At 58.8% G+C, this 16,694-nt stretch carries 19 protein-coding genes and 1 tRNA gene; 13 read left to right on the forward strand and 7 right to left on the reverse strand.

The window, feature by feature from the left end; all coding sequences use genetic code 11:
* Positions 1–15 precede the first annotated feature (15 nt).
* Complete coding sequence (lpdA, locus tag XMD517_RS14780) at positions 16–1,401, forward strand: dihydrolipoyl dehydrogenase (RefSeq protein WP_173485325.1); 1,386 nt, start codon at positions 16–18, stop codon at positions 1,399–1,401.
* A 190-nt stretch (positions 1,402–1,591) separates the two neighbouring features.
* Here the strand turns inward: lpdA and XMD517_RS14785 are convergent, their stop codons facing one another.
* Both XMD517_RS14785 and XMD517_RS14790 read right to left on the reverse strand, forming a co-directional pair.
* On the reverse strand, positions 1,592–2,242 hold the full coding sequence (locus tag XMD517_RS14785) for a GntR family transcriptional regulator (protein WP_055188538.1): 651 nt from the start codon (positions 2,240–2,242) through the stop codon (positions 1,592–1,594).
* A gap of 45 nt (positions 2,243–2,287) precedes the next feature.
* Positions 2,288–2,974: a M48 family metallopeptidase gene (locus XMD517_RS14790; RefSeq protein WP_173485611.1), complete on the reverse strand. Its 687-nt coding sequence runs from the start codon at positions 2,972–2,974 to the stop codon at positions 2,288–2,290.
* A 191-nt stretch (positions 2,975–3,165) separates the two neighbouring features.
* Between XMD517_RS14790 and XMD517_RS14795 the strand changes: the two genes are divergently transcribed.
* Both XMD517_RS14795 and XMD517_RS14800 read left to right on the forward strand, forming a co-directional pair.
* Positions 3,166–3,486: a TIGR02300 family protein gene (locus XMD517_RS14795; RefSeq protein ID WP_173485326.1), complete on the forward strand. Its 321-nt coding sequence runs from the start codon at positions 3,166–3,168 to the stop codon at positions 3,484–3,486.
* Positions 3,487–3,660: 174 nt separating this feature from the next.
* A tRNA-Ala gene (locus tag XMD517_RS14800) sits at positions 3,661–3,736 on the forward strand.
* Between the two features lie 196 nt (positions 3,737–3,932).
* Here XMD517_RS14800 and XMD517_RS14805 read toward each other — a convergent pair.
* Genes XMD517_RS14805 through XMD517_RS14815 form a run of 3 tightly spaced genes read right to left on the reverse strand, consistent with a single transcriptional unit; the run spans position 3,933 to position 6,929 of the window.
* On the reverse strand, positions 3,933–4,940 hold the full coding sequence (locus tag XMD517_RS14805; protein WP_173485327.1) for an ABC transporter substrate-binding protein: 1,008 nt from the start codon (positions 4,938–4,940) through the stop codon (positions 3,933–3,935).
* A complete protein-coding gene (locus tag XMD517_RS14810; protein ID WP_254449625.1) occupies positions 4,919–6,226 on the reverse strand; it encodes a sensor histidine kinase in 1,308 nt (435 codons plus the stop codon). Before XMD517_RS14810 ends, XMD517_RS14805 begins: the two co-directional genes overlap by 22 nt.
* 34 nt (positions 6,227–6,260) lie before the next feature.
* A complete protein-coding gene (locus tag XMD517_RS14815) occupies positions 6,261–6,929 on the reverse strand; it encodes a response regulator transcription factor (RefSeq protein ID WP_173485329.1) in 669 nt (222 codons plus the stop codon).
* 108 nt (positions 6,930–7,037) lie between these two features.
* On the opposite strand from XMD517_RS14815, the gene XMD517_RS14820 reads away from it, so the two are divergent.
* The 4 genes from XMD517_RS14820 to XMD517_RS14835 all read left to right on the forward strand — a co-directional run bounded on the left by XMD517_RS14820 (position 7,038) and on the right by XMD517_RS14835 (position 11,615).
* Entirely contained in the window at positions 7,038–8,021 is a 984-nt protein-coding gene (locus tag XMD517_RS14820; protein WP_173485330.1) for a tripartite tricarboxylate transporter substrate binding protein, read from the forward strand.
* A gap of 60 nt (positions 8,022–8,081) precedes the next feature.
* Positions 8,082–8,564 carry a tripartite tricarboxylate transporter TctB family protein gene (locus tag XMD517_RS14825; RefSeq protein ID WP_173485331.1) on the forward strand — a complete coding sequence of 161 codons (483 nt, stop codon included), beginning with the start codon at positions 8,082–8,084 and terminating at the stop codon, positions 8,562–8,564.
* A 1-nt stretch (position 8,565) separates the two neighbouring features.
* Positions 8,566–10,077 carry a tripartite tricarboxylate transporter permease gene (locus XMD517_RS14830; protein ID WP_173485332.1) on the forward strand — a complete coding sequence of 504 codons (1,512 nt, stop codon included), beginning with the start codon at positions 8,566–8,568 and terminating at the stop codon, positions 10,075–10,077.
* Between the two features lie 263 nt (positions 10,078–10,340).
* Complete coding sequence (locus XMD517_RS14835; RefSeq protein ID WP_173485333.1) at positions 10,341–11,615, forward strand: glycerate kinase; 1,275 nt, start codon at positions 10,341–10,343, stop codon at positions 11,613–11,615.
* Positions 11,616–11,661: 46 nt separating this feature from the next.
* Here the strand turns inward: XMD517_RS14835 and XMD517_RS14840 are convergent, their stop codons facing one another.
* A complete protein-coding gene (locus XMD517_RS14840) occupies positions 11,662–12,222 on the reverse strand; it encodes an FMN-dependent NADH-azoreductase (RefSeq protein WP_173485334.1) in 561 nt (186 codons plus the stop codon).
* A 123-nt stretch (positions 12,223–12,345) separates the two neighbouring features.
* Here XMD517_RS14840 and XMD517_RS14845 point away from each other — a divergent pair, with 123 nt between their 5' ends.
* Positions 12,346–13,236 carry a LysR family transcriptional regulator gene (locus XMD517_RS14845; RefSeq protein ID WP_173485335.1) on the forward strand — a complete coding sequence of 297 codons (891 nt, stop codon included), beginning with the start codon at positions 12,346–12,348 and terminating at the stop codon, positions 13,234–13,236.
* Between the two features lie 20 nt (positions 13,237–13,256).
* On the opposite strand, the gene XMD517_RS14850 is transcribed toward XMD517_RS14845, so the two are convergent.
* Positions 13,257–13,595, reverse strand: a complete 339-nt coding sequence (locus tag XMD517_RS14850; protein WP_055188560.1) for a helix-turn-helix transcriptional regulator — start codon at positions 13,593–13,595, stop codon at positions 13,257–13,259.
* Between the two features lie 229 nt (positions 13,596–13,824).
* On the opposite strand from XMD517_RS14850, the gene XMD517_RS14855 reads away from it, so the two are divergent.
* The 5 genes from XMD517_RS14855 to XMD517_RS14880 all read left to right on the forward strand — a co-directional run bounded on the left by XMD517_RS14855 (position 13,825) and on the right by XMD517_RS14880 (position 16,661).
* Positions 13,825–14,184, forward strand: coding sequence for an AtpZ/AtpI family protein (locus tag XMD517_RS14855; RefSeq protein ID WP_173485336.1), 360 nt, complete (start codon positions 13,825–13,827; stop codon positions 14,182–14,184).
* Between the two features lie 28 nt (positions 14,185–14,212).
* Positions 14,213–15,157, forward strand: a complete 945-nt coding sequence (locus tag XMD517_RS14865) for a F0F1 ATP synthase subunit A (RefSeq protein WP_368493347.1) — start codon at positions 14,213–14,215, stop codon at positions 15,155–15,157.
* A 63-nt stretch (positions 15,158–15,220) separates the two neighbouring features.
* Positions 15,221–15,457, forward strand: coding sequence for a F0F1 ATP synthase subunit C (locus XMD517_RS14870; RefSeq protein WP_055188564.1), 237 nt, complete (start codon positions 15,221–15,223; stop codon positions 15,455–15,457).
* A gap of 102 nt (positions 15,458–15,559) precedes the next feature.
* Positions 15,560–16,099, forward strand: coding sequence for a F0F1 ATP synthase subunit B' (locus tag XMD517_RS14875; protein WP_173485337.1), 540 nt, complete (start codon positions 15,560–15,562; stop codon positions 16,097–16,099).
* Between the two features lie 4 nt (positions 16,100–16,103).
* The gene (locus XMD517_RS14880; RefSeq protein ID WP_371732369.1) at positions 16,104–16,661 is read left to right on the forward strand and encodes a F0F1 ATP synthase subunit B; all 558 of its coding nucleotides are present in this window, start codon (positions 16,104–16,106) and stop codon (positions 16,659–16,661) included.
* Positions 16,662–16,694: the final 33 nt, after the last annotated feature.

Here is a 16,694-nt window from a genome sequence, read left to right on the forward strand (position 1 = left end):
CAAATGGAGACCCCCATGGCATCTTATGACGTAATCGTAATCGGTGGTGGCCCGGGCGGCTATGTCTGCGCCATCCGTTGTGCCCAGCTGGGCCTGAAAACGGCCTGTGTCGAGGGCCGTGAAACCCTCGGTGGCACCTGTCTGAATGTGGGGTGCATCCCGTCGAAGGCCCTTCTGCACGCCTCGCACAGCCTGCATGAGGCAGAGCACAATTTCGCCAAGATGGGCCTGAAAGGGAAATCCCCCTCGGTCGATTGGAAGGACATGCTGGCCTATAAAGATGACGTGATTGGCCAGAACACCAAGGGCATTGAATTCCTGTTCAAGAAGAACAAGGTGGACTGGATCAAGGGCTGGGCATCCGTGCCTGCCGCCGGTCAGGTGAAAGTTGGGGACGAGGTCCACGAGGCCAAGCATATCGTGATTGCCTCCGGGTCTGAACCGTCGAGCCTGCCGGGTGTCGAGGTGGATGAGAAGGTTGTTGTGACCTCCACCGGGGCGCTCAGCTTGCCGAAGATCCCGAAGAAAATGGTTGTGATCGGCGCGGGCGTGATCGGCCTCGAAATGGGCTCGGTCTATGCGCGTCTGGGGTCCGAAGTGACCGTTGTGGAATTCATGGATCAGATCACTCCGGGCATGGATGGCGACCTGTCCAAAACCTTTGCCCGTGCGCTGAAAAAGCAGGGGCTGAAGTTTGTCATGGGGGCCGCCGTGCAAAAGGTCGAGGCGACCAAGACCAAAGCCAAGGTGCATTACAAGCTGAAGAAAAACGACAAGGAAGAGATGCTGGACGCGGATTGCGTGCTGGTCGCCACTGGTCGTCGTCCCTTCACCGAGGGGCTTGGCCTCGATGCGCTGGGCATTCAGATGACCCAACGCGGGCAAATTGCAACGGATCACTGGAAAACCTCCATCCCCGGCGTCTGGGCGATTGGCGACGTGACCGAAGGTCCGATGCTGGCGCATAAGGCCGAAGATGAAGGCATGGCTGCGGCTGAGGCGATCGCGGGCAAAGTGGGCCACGTGAACTATGACGTCATTCCGGGGGTCGTTTACACCTCGCCGGAAGTGGCCGCGGTGGGCAAAACCGAAGAGCAACTGAAGGCCGAAGGTGTCGATTACAAGGTCGGCAAGTTCAGCTTCATGGGCAATGGCCGCGCGAAGGCCGTGTTCCAGGGCGAAGGTTTTGTGAAGATCCTTGCTGACAAGGCGACAGACCGCGTGCTGGGGGTTCACATCATGGGGCCTGCTGCCGGTGAGTTGATCCACGAAGCCTGCGTGCTGATGGAATTTGGCGGCTCTGCAGAAGATCTGGCCCGCACCTGCCACGCCCACCCGACGTTTTCGGAAGCGGTGCGCGAAGCGGCTCTGGCCTGTGGTGATGGCCCGATCCACTCGTAAGAGCGGACCATCAGGAAACAAGAAAAGCGCGTCCTGCGGGGCGCGCTTTTTTTTGGTAAGGAGCGGCGCTGCCCCTCGAGCTGCGCAGGGCTCCGCCCGTTCTTCGGGCGAAACACTCTCCCAGACTGTTTCCGGGAAGCCCTCGAACCCCCGAGGTATTTGGAGCAGGAAAAAGCCCGGTGGCGTGGGATCAGTCCCCGATCATCTTCAGGCTCTGGGTGACATCCGTGCGCACCGCGAGCCGCAGGGCGGGCTCATCCCCGGCGGCAAGGGCCGCGAGAATCATCCGGTGGTGTTTTTGCAGGTCAGGCCGGTGTTTGCGGGCATAAAGCGCGCGCATGGTGGGACCAAGCTGCAACCAGACTGTTTCCGCCATGGCCAGCATGGCTGGCGCGTGGGCGCGCAGGTAGAGCGTGCGGTGAAACTCGAGATTGGTGCGCAGATACCCGACGGCGTCCTGTTTGGCGACAAACTCTGACACGCGCGCGTTGATGGTGCGCAGCCGGTCAATCAGCGCCATATGGGCGCGGGGCAGGGCGCGGGCGGCGAGTTCGGGCTCCAGCAGGGCGCGCAGGGCGGCAAGTTCTTCGATCCGTTCCGGGTTGAGATCGGGGGCCGATACGCGTCCGGAGCTGGACAGGGTCAAGGCCCCTTCGGCTGCCAGCCTGCGCACGGCTTCGCGCGCGGGGGTCATGGAAACGTCGAAGCGTTTGCCGATGCCACGCAGGGTCAGCGCGTCGCCCGGATCAATTTCGCCATGCATAATCTGGGCACGCAGGGTGCGATATACCCGCTCATGGGCGGCACCAGATTCGGGAGGAGGGCGCGTGGAGGTGATCATGGCGAATTGTGATCACAAATCACGGCGGGCGTCAATCACGCAGGATCAGTCCTTGAAGCGATACCGGTGCAGATCATTTCCCTTGTCCCTCAGCCATTTGCGTGCCGGGCGGTGGTTGGGAAAGATTTCCGCCACCTGCGCCCAGAAAGCAGGGGAATGGTCCATATGGACCAGATGAGAGACCTCGTGCGCCGCAACATAATTCAGCACCTCGGGCGGGGCCATGATCAGCCGCCAGGAATACATCAGATTGCCCTGGGACGAGCATGACCCCCAGCGCGATCGTGTGTCGCGCAGGGTGATACGGCCAAATTCCTGCCCGATCAGACGGGCATAATACAGGCTGGCGTGGTCCAGATGGGCGCGCGCTTCATGTTTCAGAAATGCCAGCAGGCGCGGAGCAGGGTCGTCCGCCGCCGCCAGAGGAAGGAGGATCGATCCGTCGCCCAGTTTGGGGGCACGGGTGCGGGCGATTTCAAGGCGATGCAACTGGCCGCGAAAGGGGATGCTGTTGCCGATTGCGGGGCGCATATCCTGAGGAATGTCGGCCAGATGGGTGCGAATCCAATCCGCGCGTTCTTCGGCAAACCCCACGGCCTCACGTCGAGGGGTTCCCGTGGGCACGGTCAATGTCACCCGCCCATCCAGGCGGGAAATCCGGAGCGACAGGCGTCGGGCGCGGGCAGAGGGGCGCAGCATCAGCTCCACCTCGGGGGCGGCGGTCAGGCGCATTATTTCTGCTGACTTGATCCGGGAGCCAAACACGGGCTACATCCTTTCTTTAGACCTTTGCGACAGTGTCGATACCAGCATCAAAGCAGCCCTTCCTGCCGGGGATGGCAAAAGCCTTTGACAGCTGGGTCTACATATGGCAACTGGCGTCAAATTTCGCATGTAGATATGAAAACGGAAAGGGGGCAACGATGCCCAAGGAAGAATGGGGTGTAAAACGTGTCTGCCCGACGACAGGCAAACGTTTCTATGACCTGAACGCCAATCCGATCGTAAGCCCCTATACGGGTGAGGTTCTGAACCTCGACGCCGGCAAGGGGACCCGCACCATGGTGGCGGACAAGGAAGACAAGGCGTCTTTGGCTGAGGATCTGGTGGATGACGCTGATGCGGTCCTCGAAGATGATGATGCGTCTGACGTGGATCTGGGCGATGATGTTCTGGATGACGATGACGATGATGATGTGTCGCTTGACGAAATCGCCGACATGCCAGCGGAAGATGACGAGTAACTGAGGCCTGAACTGGTAAAACTCCAGCCGGTCAAAAAAAATCGACAAAGGCGCATTTTTTGGGTTGCACCCCCCCGCGCCTTTGCCTAAATACCGCCGCACAGACAGCGACACACTGTCACCAAGCAAACGGTCTGATCCGGGATGATTTGGTGAGGCGGCGCTGAAAAGGTTGGGGCCTTAGCTCAGTTGGTAGAGCGCTTGCATGGCATGCAAGAGGTCAGCGGTTCGACCCCGCTAGGCTCCACCAAATTTTCCAAGTTGAACTTCCAGCGCAGTGTAAGCCGACGGATGGTTTGTCCCTTTGGGCACCCGTTAGCATCGATAAAGCGTTCCGACCCTCACCTGAGGCATGGAAAAGTCGACGCGCCGCAAGAGACATCAATGTCGTGGGTGCTTCGCGCATTTTCAGAAAAACCGGTGGGTCACCTTTTGCCAGAAACGTTTTAGTTCTGGATCAGGGCGCTTTGCCATTCCGACAGAAACTTGTTTCGCTTCAGGGTATCAAGGAATGTCATCAACGCAGGTTCCAATGCGATCGTTGCATGCTCGACGCCATTTTTTTGTCCGTTGAGTGGTGGCAGCGGCCGGGCATCTTCGGTGTGACTGGTTTGATAGGCGACGAGGAATTGAATAAATCGCTCGGCGGCTTGCGGTTCCTTGGAGGCGCTTGAAACCAGAGCGGTCCGCATCATCGTTGTGGGAAAGTCGGACGGCAATACAATTTCGAGGATGTCCTGGCTTTCGGTGCGGGCCTGGGCATAGCTGCCAAGCACATTATAGGCGACAACAATCTTTCCATCGATCAGATCGTCGATCATGTCACCCGAACAGCAGTAAAGCTGAACACCCAGGCTGCCCATCACCTCCATGAGCCGCCAGAACGTATCTGATGCCCGCGCGTCTTGTGTCGCAAACAGATAGCCAAGCCCCGATTGTTGAACGTCATAGGTTCCGACGCGATTTCGGAAGACGTCCGGGCGGGCGCGCAACGCTTCGATGAGCTCCTGCCGCGATTTTGGGATTGGCAGGCCCTCGAAGGCTGCGCGATTGATAACGATTGCCGCGGGCTCTGACGTGAAAGCAAAGAGGCTGTGCCGCCAATGTGCCCAGGACGGGTGAGAGACAGTGCCAAGTTCGAGCGCATAGCCATCATTTGCCAGTTTGAACTGCAAATCCATGGCGCTCGAGATTGCGATATCGAAGAGATCGGGGGTTTCCCGAAAGCGCCGGTCGAGATCCGCTGTGCCGGTGACAAGATAGTCTATCGAGATATCGGGACTTTGGGCGGTGAAGGCCTGTATCAAGGGGGCAAACAGATCGGTATCCGTGCTTGAGAGGACCCGGAGGGTCGTCACCGCCTGCGCGCCATTGAACGTTTTCTGATCTTCCCAGGCCTGGGAAGATGACGCCTGAAAAAAGAAAACAAGGGCTAAAGTAAGATAGAAACGCATGCGCCGCCCCCCGGTTGGTTTTTCAATCTGACCGTTCCGCCATGTGCTTCGGCAACGTCCAGTGCAATGGTCAGGCCCAGGCCGGATCCGATACTGTCCTTCGCGTTGGCCCCTCGCTGAAAACGCGTTGTCAGAGTGTCCATTTCACCTTCTGGAAAACCCGGACCACAGTCGCAGACCGTGATCTGCGTTTCGGGGCTTGCCGAAACAATGATCTCGATCCGGCTTTCGGCGGGGCCGTATTTCATGGCGTTGTCGATCAGGTTGCGTATGGCGTTCTGGAGCAAAATCGGATCGCCAGAAAAGGGCACATGGGGGTCACCCTGCAAGATGAGCGACAAATCCTTCATCTCGGCGATGGGGGTCATGCGCTGCACCAGATCACGCACCAATTCGACAAGGTCGAGCTGTTCCCTTTCAAGGTGGTCGGCGCGGAAGGTGATCATCGCATGGTCCAGCAACTGTCCCGCCGCGCGCGAGCTTTCATCAATGGCTTTCATCATCGCCCGCATTGCTTCGCGGTTTTCTGATTTGTCGACCCGTTGCAACGTGGCCTCAGCATAGGAGCGCACCGTTGCAAGCGGGGTGCGGACCCGATGCGCAGCCTCGGCAATGAAATCCTCCGACTGGCTCAAGGAGTGATCAAGCCGTCCCATCAGGGAATTCAGCGATCTGACCAAAGGGGCCATTTCGCGCGGCACAGGTTTGTTGAACGGGCTGAGGTCCTGCGGCCCCCGGCGCGTGACCGAAGTTGTCAGCTTGCCCAGTTGGCCGATGGTGGTTGCCGTTGCCCAATAGGATAAAACGGCGGTCAGGGCAAAGAAGCCTAAGCCAAGCAGGGCGGCATTACGCGAAATCTGGCGCAATGTTTCTGAAAGCGCGTCTTGGGTTTGGGCAAGGACAATCTGTATGTCCGTCCGTTTGTCTTCTCCGATGAGCGGGCGCGCGGCGCTGATCTTGCGCACCTGAGATCCCCGCATCTGGCCGGATTGGAACGGGGGATCGTCTGAGAACGCAAGATCCTCGTAGCCCGACAGAAAGGTTCCATCCTGATAAACCGCATAGAAAACCCTGTCATCCGCCGGGGTGCCCAGCATCGAAAACGCCGAATAGGGCAGGTCGAGCTCAATCTCACCATTGCGAATGGCCGCGGCGTCCAGCATGGATGCCACAGAGGCCCGCAGGATTTCGTCCTGCCCTTGTTGTGCAACCTGCACCGCGAAACTGCGCACCGCGAAAAACAACAGCAATGCGAGGAGTGCGGCCCCCCCGATCAGGGCCAGCATCAAGCGGTTTCTGAGGGATCCTGAGACAGCTGGCCTATCCATCTTGGTCCAACCGATAGCCAAGCCCACGCAGGGTCGTTATCCGCAGATCGGACGCGGACAGGAGTTTGCGTAAGCGGCCGACATAGACCTCAATCGCATTTTCGGACACATCGTCGTCATAGGAAAACAATCTGTCGGACAGTTTGCTTTTGGAAAAAATCTTTCCCGGCGCGTTCAGGAAGACTTCAAGCAGACGGAGTTCACGGTTGCGCAGGTTCACCGCTTCGCCCGCAACGGTCAGAAAACCTGCAACCGGATCAAAGATGATCCCCCCCACCTCAATCGTGGTCTTCGCATTGCCGGTCTGGCGACGCAGAACGGCACGACAGCGCGCTTCAAGTTCGGCGTGATCGAAGGGTTTGGTGACATAGTCGTCAGCCCCAAGATCAAGTGATCCGATTCGGTCTGACACCTGACTGCGTGCGGTCAAAACGATGACCGGTGTATCAAAATCACTCGCCCTGTGGCGTTTGAGAAAGTCCCGCCCGTCCCCATCGGGAAGCATGATGTCAAGCAAGATCAGGTCATATTCCCCGGTCGCGACAAACTCCCAGGCGTCCTCTAAATTTTCTGCGTGATCAACAACATGGCCATCAAGGCGCATACGAGAACCAATGGCATTGGCCAGCTCTTGATTGTCTTCGATCAGCAGAAACTTCATGTGAAGGCGAGGCTCTTTTCAGGCGTGTGACAGGTTTGTGTCAGGTTGGTGTGTTCTGGTTCCTTCAGCTGACCCGCGATGCGGGGAGTTGTCAATTGGGAGGAAAACATGACGAAATTTGAACTAGGTCGCCGCAGCTTTATTGCGGCTGTCGCAGCCCTTGGCCTTGCCGCTCCGGCGATGGCAGATGGGCACAAGGTTGCGGACAGCATCCACTTTCTGATCCCCGGAGGCGCCGGAGGGGGCTGGGACGGAACCGCCCGCGGCACGGGTGAGGCCCTCACGCGATCGGGGCTGGTCGGGACCGCCTCTTACGAGAACATGTCAGGTGGCGGCGGCGGCAAAGCCATCGGCTACATGATTGAAAATGCCGACAGCAATCAGGGCACGTTGATGGTCAACTCGACCCCGATCGTGATCCGGTCCCTGACCGGCATGTTCCCGTATAACTTCCGCGACCTGACACTGGTGGCGGGCACAATCGGGGATTACGCGGCGGTCGTCGTGGGCAAGGACAGCCCGATCAACAGCATGGCTGATCTGATTGCGGCGTTTGACGCCAACCCGTCGGGAACGGCGATTGGTGGCGGGTCCGTGCCGGGTGGCATGGATCACCTTGTTGCGGCCATGGTGATGGAAGCCGCGGGCAAGGATGCGCTGGAGGTCAAATACATTCCTTATGATGCGGGGGGCAAGGCAATGGCCGCGCTGCTCTCGGGTGAGATCGCCGCCCTGTCGACCGGTTTTTCAGAAGCTGTCGACCTTTCCAAAGCGGGCGAGGTTAAAATTATCGGTGTTACGTCGGATGAGCGTGTGGCCGCGGCGCCGGATGCGATGACGATGAAAGAGCAGGGTATCGACACCACTTTCGTCAACTGGCGCGGCTTCTTTGGCGTGCCCGGCCTGCCAGCGGACAAGCTGGCCATGTATCAGGACGCAATTGCCAAGATGTATGACACGCCCGAATGGGAAGAGGTTCGTGCCCGCAACGGTTGGGTCAATATCCACAATTCAGGCGATGATTTCCTCAGCTTCCTTGAAAGCCAGGAAAAGACCATCGGCGACCTGATGAAGAAGCTTGGCTTCCTCTGATCGCCCATCAGGCAGGGCGGTTCGCCGTCCTGCCAAATCCGTTTTAAGGGAGTGAAAAACATGGCCTTGGATCGTTGGATTGCACTGGTTCTGCTGGGTGTCTGCCTCGCATACGGTTATGCAGCCTGGTTCACAATGGATGCCAGCCTGGCGCCTTTCATGAAGCGAAATCCGATCTGGCCCAGCACTTTTCCCAAAGTTCTGTCGATCTTGGGCGGGCTGGCCAGCCTGGCGATCCTGCTGGGCTTGGAAAAGACCATGCCCAAGGAGGCGGAAATCGATTATCGCCGTTTGTGGGAATACCATTTGGGGCAGGCGCTTTTGTTGCTCGGGTTGATGGTTGCCTATGCTCTTTGCCTGCGTCCGCTGGGCTTCCTGCTGTCGACCTCGGGTTTTCTGATCCTGGGATCCTTCATTCTGGGCGAGCGTAAATGGCACATCATGCTTCCTGTGTCGGTCATAGCAACACTCGCTGTCTGGTATCTCGTGCAAGAGGTGCTTGGTATCTATATGCGCGCCCTGCCGGGCGTATTGGGAGGCTGATATGCTTGAAGGACTTCTGATTGGCCTGCAAACGGCCCTGTCTTTGCAAAATCTTCTGATGGTGATCGGTGGCTGCCTGATTGGCACTTTTATCGGCATGCTTCCGGGGCTGGGGCCCATGTCCATCATCGCGATCATGATCCCCGTTGCCATTTCCATGGGCGACCCGTCGGCGGCGCTGATTTTGCTCGCAGGCGTGTATTACGGTGCAATTTTCGGGGGGTCGACCTCTTCGATCCTTCTCAATGCTCCCGGCGTTGCCGGAACTGTCGCATCAAGTTTTGACGGCTACCCGATGGCGCAGCAGGGCAAGGCAGGTAAGGCGCTGACCATTGCCGCAATTGCAAGCTTTGCCGGCGGCACCATTGGCGCGTTGCTTCTGATGGTCTTTGCGCCTGCGCTTTCTTCGGTTGCGCTGCTGTTTCACTCGGCCGAATATTTCGCGCTGATGGTGGTTGGCCTGTCTGCCATCGCGGCATTTGCCGGAACGGGTCAGGTTGCGAAAGCGATGATCATGACCATTCTCGGCCTGATCATGGCAACGGTTGGCGAAGGGGCGTTGTTCAATCTGCCGCGCTTCACCATGGGTATCATGGACCTGCAATCGGGATTTGGCTTTATCACGCTTGCCATGGCGATGTTTGCCTTGCCCGAGGCTCTGTTCCTTGTCCTCAAGCCGAAAAACCTGAAAGGGGATGACGGCGAAATCAAGGATCTCCGTATCACCGGTGCGGAAGCCAAGGCCATTGCGCCGGTCATTGGGCGGCAGTCGCTGCAAGGGTTCTTTATCGGTGTTCTGCCCGGGGCGGGGGCGACAATCGCAAGTTTCCTTGGCTACGCGGTTGAGCGCAATATCGCACCGAAACATGAGCAAGAAGAGTTCGGCAAAGGGTCAATCAAAGGGCTCGCTGCGCCAGAGACCGCGAATAACGCCGCCTGCACCGGGTCTTTCGTGCCGCTCCTGACGCTGGGTATTCCCGGTTCCGGCACCACGGCCATCCTTCTGGGCGCGCTGATCGCTTTGAACGTCACACCGGGCCCGCGCCTGATGCTGGATGAGCCGCAGATCTTCTGGGCGGTCATCATGTCGATGTTCATCGGCAACCTTGTGCTCTTGATCCTGAACCTGCCGCTGATCCCCTATATCGCCAAGGTTCTGGCGGTGCCGCGCAATTACCTGATCCCGTTCATCCTGTTCTTTACCCTGATGGGCGCCTATATCGGCCAGAACAATGCAACAGAGCTTCTGCTGCTGGTCGGCTTCGGGATCTGCGCCACCGCGATGAAGTTTGCGGACTACCCGCTTGCGCCATTGCTGATTGGCTTCATCCTGGGCGGTATGATGGAGGATAACTTTGCGCGCTCCATGCAGCTTTATGACGGTATCGCCTTCATCTGGGAACGCCCGATGACATTGGCCCTTCTGGTCATTGCGGCCATTCTGATTGTCCTGCCAAGCTACCGCGCCAGACGGGCGAAAGCTCGGGCAGCGGGGGTTGCCGACGGCGATTGAGGCATCTTTACAGGCGGGCTGGTTATGCCCCCGACGGAAGACAGTGTTGGGAAGATCTGGAAAGAACAGACACTCCAAACGGTTCCTCTGTCGGGGCGTGACCAGCCTCACCCCCTTGATCGCTCTCCGCGGAACGGCTGATTTCATTTGATCATTCTCTGATGGCTTGGCTTTTGGCTTGTCGCATGTAACCCAACACTAACGGGTTACGCTTTGACGCCGGAAAGGATTGCCCTGTCATAGCCGCGCGTTATGCTGCGGCTATGACACATGCTGATGACATTGCCTTGCTGACATCGCTTTACGATGCGGCGATCAAGGCCGCCGATCCGAAGCACGCCCTGGCGCGCCACCTGCCTGCGCCGCCAAAGGGGCGGGTTGTTGTTGTGGGGGCGGGCAAGGGGGCGGCCCATATGGCGGCGGCGTTGGAGGCGCTTTGGGATGGCCCATTGCAAGGTGTCGTGGTCACTCGCTACGGGTTTTCGGTTCCTTGTGAACAGATCAGGGTGCTTGAGGCGGCGCACCCGGTGCCGGATGAGGCCGGTGTCGAGGCCAGCAAGGCGCTGTTTGAGGCTGTCCGGGATCTGACGCCAGATGACCTTGTGATTGCATTGATCTGTGGCGGCGGCTCCGCCTTGTTGCCCTGTCCGCCAGAGGGGATGACGCTTGCGGATGAGCAGCAGCTGAACAAGGCGCTGCTGGCCTCTGGCGCCCCCATTTCAGCCATGAACGCGATCCGGAAACATATGTCCGGGATCAAAGGCGGGCGCCTTGCCGCAGCATGTCACCCGGCCAAGCTGGTCAGCCTGATTGTATCTGATGTGCCCGGGGATGATCCCGCGCAGGTGGCCTCAGGTCCCACCGTGCCGGATGCAACCGGACGCAAGGCGGCTCTTGCGGCCATTCGGGACTATTGCATCGACGTGCCGGACCATATCATCGCGCATATCAAAGAGAGTGCTGCCGCCAATCCAACCCACTCTGATTTTGCCGACAATGAGGTGCGTGTGATTGCCTCTGCCGCCAAATCGCTTGAAGCCGCCGCCGAGCGGGCCGGGGCGCTTGGATTGCCTGCGCTCATCCTGTCCGACGCGATTGAGGGAGAGGCACGCGACATTGGCCGGATGCATGCCGCCCTTGCGCGCGAAGTTGCACTGCGGGACCGCCCATTTGCCAAACCCGTGGTGCTCCTGTCAGGGGGCGAAACCACGGTCACTCTGCGTGACGGGGGTGAGAGGGCCGGGCGCGGAGGGCGCAACACCGAGTTCCTCCTGTCCTTTGCGCTCGATATGGAAGGGGTGGCCGGGGTCAGCGCCCTTGCCGCAGATACGGATGGAATTGATGGATCCGAGGAGAATGCCGGGGCGTTTGCCAGTGGACAGACTGCGCAGGCAATCCGCGATACGGGTCATGACCCGCGCGAGCTGCTGGCGTGTCACGATGCTTATACCGCCTTCGAACAGATAGCTGGGCTGTTCACTCCGGGGCCGTCCGGGACCAATGTGAATGATTTTCGCGCCATATTGATCCGCGAATGATGCCCGCACCGGTCATAAACCGGTGCGGAAAAATGGGCGGTCGGGATCAGGCGGCAAGCTTGTCAAGATCTGCTTCGGCCGTGGCAATGCCCTCGGCACCCGCAGCACCCACAAACTCCACATCGGTGATGCCGAGAAAGCCAAACATGTGCTTCAGGTAAGGGGTGGCAAAATCCACAGGGGCCCCGACCGGAACGCCGCCAGAGGCCAGCACCACCACCACGCGTTTGCCGCCCAGCAACCCTTCAGGACCATTTTCAGTGTAGCGGAAACTCACCCCGGCGCGGGCGAGGTGATCCAGCCATGTCTTCAGGGTCGACGGGATGGTGAAATTGTAAATCGGTGTCGAGATCACGATCGTGTCCGCCGCCTGCACTTCGGACAGAAGCTCGTCCGACAGGGCGAGGGCGGCGGCTTGTTCTTCGCTACGCGCGTCAACCGGGGTGAAGGTGGCGCCGGTCCAGACCGCATCAAGATGTGGCAGCCCGTCCGCCAGATCGCGATGGGTTACGTCGCCTGTCAACCGGGCCATAAAGCGATCCGCCAATTGGCGCGAAACCGAACCTTCGGTGCGGGCAGAGCTGTCGATACGCAGAATGTTGGTCATGTCAGTGTCCTTTGGAAGAGTGTTTTTGCGTTGCACTGACTATGAGGATTTGCAAATTCGAACTCAATCTGAGATATATCACATATATTGTGCGAAAATGAACATTATCCGGGAGGGCGCATCGTGCAGCATTGGGATGAAATCAGAACGGCCTATTTCGTCGTGCGTGAAGGCACCGTCAGCGGGGCCGCATCCGCGCTGGGCGTGCACCACGCCACCGTGATCCGCCATATTGATGCCTTGGAAGAGCGGCTTGGGGTCAAGCTGTTCCAGCGTCATGCGCGGGGGTATACACCGACCGAGGCCGGGGCGGATCTGGCGCGGGTGGCGCAGACCACGGATGACCAGTTTTCTCAGCTCGGCGGGCGATTGCGGGGGCAGGGGGACAGTGTCAGCGGGGATCTGGTTGTGACGGCCTTGCCTTCCTTCGCCGAACGGGTCACGCCGGTTCTGGTTCAGTTTCAACGTGACCACCCCGAAGTGCGGGTGCGGCTGTTAACCGGCGCGCGGGTGTTCCGTCTGGAATATGGCGAAGCGCATCTTGCCATTCGTGCGGGCAGTGCCCCCGAAGAGCCTGACAATGTGGTGCAGCCCTATTTCACCATGGAGATGGGCCTGTTTGCTGCCCCGTGTTATGTCGAGCGGTTTGGTCTGCCTACGATCGAGACCTTTGACCAGCACCGCTTTGTCGGTTTTTCGGATATCCGCTCCCGCGCGCCTTTCATGCAATGGCAGGAAAAACATGTGCCGCCTTCCACGGTGCGCTATCGCGCCACCGATGACCGGTCCTTGGCTGCGGCCGTGCGCGCCGGGGCTGGGGTGGGCTTCATGGCGGTCAACACGGCAGGGGGGCTGATCGAAGTGATGGATCGTCGCCCGGAATGGAACGCCCAGACCTGGCTTGTGACCCATGTGGATCTGCACCGCTCTGCCAAAGTGCAGGCCGCATTGTCCGCGTTCAAAGCGGCGGCAAAGGAATGGGCGCGGGAAGAAGAGGGGATCAGCCTGCCCTGAGGGCGGCAATATCTGTGCGGTCATCCCTCTGACAGCTGCACCTCAAGAAACCGCTCGAAATCATCCAGGTTGACCGGTTCGAACTGGCCAAACCCCTGCATCCAGACCGATGCGGATTTAAGGGCGTCCGGTTCCAGTTTGCACCATTTCACCCGGCCGCGCTTTTCCTGGCTGATCAGCCCGGCCCGGCTGAGGATCGTCAGATGTTTAGAGATGGCCGCCAGGGACATGTCAAAAGGCGTGGCCACATCGGAAACAGCCATGTCGTCTTCCAGAAGCATGGTGAGGATGGCGCGCCGTGTGGGATCACCCAGGGCGGCAAAGACATGGTCCAGATGCTGATCGGATGCGGTGGTCATGGGATTATGCCTATTGGGATGCGATCAGATCGTCAACCAATCGGTTGAATTTGCAATTGTGAAGGAATTTGGCCTGCTCGGCGGGTGTCGGGGCGATGGTCTCCCATAGTAAAATTATTAAACTGTTTTAAAACAATGCCTTACCTGTTTTCATGTTGGCGCTAAACAGCGTTGACTCATGACTGCTTCCCGCTTAGCAAAGGGCGCAAGTATTACCCGGGGGTGATCCATGTCCAATGATCCCGATCCCGAGCGCCTCAAGGCGCTTGAGAAACGCCTGAAACAGGTGCGAGGAACTGAGGAAAAGGAACACGCGGGGGACAAGGCCTACAATCAGGCACAATATGCCTGGCAGATGGTCGTCGAGTTGATTGCCGGTCTCGGGATCGGTTTCGGCATCGGATACGGGTTGGATGCGCTTTTGGGCACAAAACCCATCATGATGGTGCTGTTCATAATGTTGGGGTTCGCGGCCGGCGTGAAGGTCATGCTTGGCACCGCAGCCCATATGCAGAAGTCCGCGGACGCAGATGCAGGGACAACACCCGGCACGCGTTCCGAAGAAGAAGAGGGTAAGACAGGTGGCTGATCAAAGCACAAACAAAGGGTCTGGCGGCATCGCCAAAATCGCATTCTTCGCCGTGCTGGCGCTTGTGCTGGTCTCGGGCCTGATCTTTGCGCCTGAGCACCCGGGTCTGGCGATCCATCCGATGGATCAGTTCCAGCTGGCCCCGCTGTTTCAGAGCCATGATGTAGTCCAGAGCTTTGATGCCTCTTCGCATATGGGTGTTTTGGCAAGTGGTGCCGAGGTTGCTCTGACAAACCATCAAGTTGAACTGCTTACTGCTGGTAAAGAAGTGTCTGTTAACCTTTGGGCCGCCGGTGTTCAAAAATTGTCTACCTTCACCGTGACCAACCAAACCCTGTGGATGGTGCTGGCAATTGTTGGCATCGTGGCCCTGCTGGTGGTTGGCACCTCGGGCGGCAAGGAAATCCCGACCCGCGCCCAATCTGTTGCGGAACTGGCCTATGGCTTTGTTTACAAAATGGTCGAGGATGTGGCCGGCAAAGATGCCGTCAAGTATTTCCCCGGCATCATGACGCTGTTCATGTTCATCGTTTTCGCCAACTTCCTCGGCCTGATCCCGATGTCGTTCACCTCGACCTCGCATATCGCCGTGACCGCCGTTCTGGCCCTGATCGTGTTCGTCTTCGTGACCGTGCTGGGGTTTGTGAAAAACGGTGCTGGCTTCCTCGGTCTCTTCTGGGTGTCCTCGGCTCCTCTGGCGCTGCGTCCGATCCTGGCCGTGATCGAACTGATCTCGTATTTCGTGCGCCCGGTCAGCCATTCCATTCGTTTGGCAGGCAACGTGATGGCCGGCCACGCAGTTATCAAAGTGTTTGCTGGCTTTGCCGCGGCACTGGGCCTCTTCGGCTTCTTCCCGATCTTCGCGATCGCCGCGGTTTACGCGCTGGAAGTTCTGGTGGCCTTCATTCAGGCATACGTGTTCACCATCCTGACCTGCGTATACCTCAAAGACGCTCTGCATCCGTCGCACTAATCGCGCCGGTTGCAGCCCGCTCACACACTAATTCAAAGCATTCCAACGTAAGGAGAAACGAAAATGGAAGGCAATATCGCTCAAATGGGTCAATTCATCGGTGCAGGTCTGGCAGCTATCGGTTCGGGTGCCGCCGCTATCGGTGTGGGCCACGTTGCTGGTAACTTCCTGGCCGGTGCTCTGCGCAACCCGTCGGCTGCTGCCGCTCAAACCGCCACCCTCTTCATCGGTATCGCATTTGCAGAAGCCCTGGGCATCTTCTCGTTCCTGGTTGCTCTGCTGCTGATGTTCGCCGTCTAAGACCTGAACCATCCTTACGCCCGGGCGGGGGTAGGGGTGAGAAACCACCCGGTTTCGCATTCCAACCGCCGCCCGAAGTAACTCGGTTCCAGGAGAGAAGACATGGCAAGTAACACACATACCACGGATGCTGCACACGGCGCTGCCGAAGCTGCAGGCATGCCGCAGCTGGATTTCTCGACCTTCGGGAACCAGATCTTCTGGCTCGTGGTGACGCTGGTCGTGATCTACTTCGTGCTGACCAAGATTGCCCTTCCCCGTATCGAAGGCATTCTGCAGTCGCGCCAAACCCGGATCACCAACTATCTGACCACTGCCGAAGAGATGAAGCAGAAAGCCGTTGAGGCCGAAGCTGCATACAATCAGGCGCTGGCAGATGCCCGCCTTGAGGCCAACAAGATCGTGGCCGAAGCGCGTGCTGAAATTCAGGCTGAGGTGGATGCCGCCGCTGCCAAGGCAGATGCCGAGATCGCTGCAAAGGCCGCTGAAAGCGAAGCCGCCATCGCAGAGATCCGCGCAGGGGCCGTGGACAGCATCAAGGCAGTTGCCAAAGATACCGCCAAGGAAATCATTGGCGCTCTGGGGCACTCGGCTGACGCCAAAACCGTGACCGCGGCTGTGACCGCTCGGATGAAAGGGTAAGGACATGATGAAACGCGTTCTCACCCCGCTCGCCCTGATCGCTGCCCAACCGGCATTTGCTGCCGGTGGCGGGCTGGACCTGTCCAACACCAACCTGGTGGTCTGGCTGGCCTTCCTGCTGTTTGTGACCTTCCTGGGTTACATGGGCGTGCACAAACTGTTGGGCGGCAAGCTCGACGAACGTGCCGAGGGCATCAAATCCGAGATCGAAGAAGCTCAGAAACTTGCTGACGAAGCACGCGAAGTTCTCGCGTCTTATGAACGCAAGCAAAAGGAAGTGGCTGAACAGGCAGAGCGCATTGTCGCCCATGCCAAGGAAGAAGCCGCCAATGCCGCTGAGCTGGCCAAGGAAGATTTGAAGGCTTCAATTGCACGCCGTCTGGCTGCTGCCGAAGATCAGATCGCATCGGCCCAGGCCTCGGCTGTCAAGGAAGTGCGCGACAGCGCAGTTTCCGTGGCCATCGGCGCCGCACGTGACGTGATCGCCAAACAGATGACCGCGACCGAAGGCAACAAGCTGATCGACGCCGCCATCAAGGACGTGGAAGCCAAGCTCCACTGATCGCGATAGCGAGACCAGACATCAAAAACCCCG

It is taken from the genome of Aliiroseovarius sp. xm-d-517, from assembly GCF_013283135.1.
In the GTDB taxonomy this organism is placed as follows: domain Bacteria; phylum Pseudomonadota; class Alphaproteobacteria; order Rhodobacterales; family Rhodobacteraceae; genus Aliiroseovarius; species Aliiroseovarius crassostreae.

Bases quoted from the DNA above. Each gene is read 5' to 3' on its own strand.
- XMD517_RS14850 (WP_055188560.1), bottom strand. From the start codon at position 13,595: ATGACCACCGCATCCGATCAGCATCTGGACCATGTCTTTGCCGCCCTG.
- XMD517_RS14830 (WP_173485332.1), top strand. From the start codon at position 8,566: ATGCTTGAAGGACTTCTGATTGGCCTGCAAACGGCCCTGTCTTTGCAA.
- XMD517_RS14805 (WP_173485327.1), bottom strand. From the start codon at position 4,940: ATGCGTTTCTATCTTACTTTAGCCCTTGTTTTCTTTTTTCAGGCGTCA.
- lpdA (WP_173485325.1), top strand. From the start codon at position 16: ATGGCATCTTATGACGTAATCGTAATCGGTGGTGGCCCGGGCGGCTAT.
- XMD517_RS14870 (WP_055188564.1), top strand. From the start codon at position 15,221: ATGGAAGGCAATATCGCTCAAATGGGTCAATTCATCGGTGCAGGTCTG.
- XMD517_RS14820 (WP_173485330.1), top strand. From the start codon at position 7,038: ATGACGAAATTTGAACTAGGTCGCCGCAGCTTTATTGCGGCTGTCGCA.
- XMD517_RS14785 (WP_055188538.1), bottom strand. From the start codon at position 2,242: ATGATCACCTCCACGCGCCCTCCTCCCGAATCTGGTGCCGCCCATGAG.
- XMD517_RS14855 (WP_173485336.1), top strand. From the start codon at position 13,825: ATGTCCAATGATCCCGATCCCGAGCGCCTCAAGGCGCTTGAGAAACGC.
- XMD517_RS14880 (WP_371732369.1), top strand. From the start codon at position 16,104: ATGATGAAACGCGTTCTCACCCCGCTCGCCCTGATCGCTGCCCAACCG.
- XMD517_RS14795 (WP_173485326.1), top strand. From the start codon at position 3,166: ATGCCCAAGGAAGAATGGGGTGTAAAACGTGTCTGCCCGACGACAGGC.
- XMD517_RS14790 (WP_173485611.1), bottom strand. From the start codon at position 2,974: ATGCGCCTGACCGCCGCCCCCGAGGTGGAGCTGATGCTGCGCCCCTCT.
- XMD517_RS14840 (WP_173485334.1), bottom strand. From the start codon at position 12,222: ATGACCAACATTCTGCGTATCGACAGCTCTGCCCGCACCGAAGGTTCG.
- XMD517_RS14825 (WP_173485331.1), top strand. From the start codon at position 8,082: ATGGCCTTGGATCGTTGGATTGCACTGGTTCTGCTGGGTGTCTGCCTC.
- XMD517_RS14815 (WP_173485329.1), bottom strand. From the start codon at position 6,929: ATGAAGTTTCTGCTGATCGAAGACAATCAAGAGCTGGCCAATGCCATT.
- XMD517_RS14835 (WP_173485333.1), top strand. From the start codon at position 10,341: ATGACACATGCTGATGACATTGCCTTGCTGACATCGCTTTACGATGCG.
- XMD517_RS14875 (WP_173485337.1), top strand. From the start codon at position 15,560: ATGGCAAGTAACACACATACCACGGATGCTGCACACGGCGCTGCCGAA.
- XMD517_RS14810 (WP_254449625.1), bottom strand. From the start codon at position 6,226: ATGCTGGCCCTGATCGGGGGGGCCGCACTCCTCGCATTGCTGTTGTTT.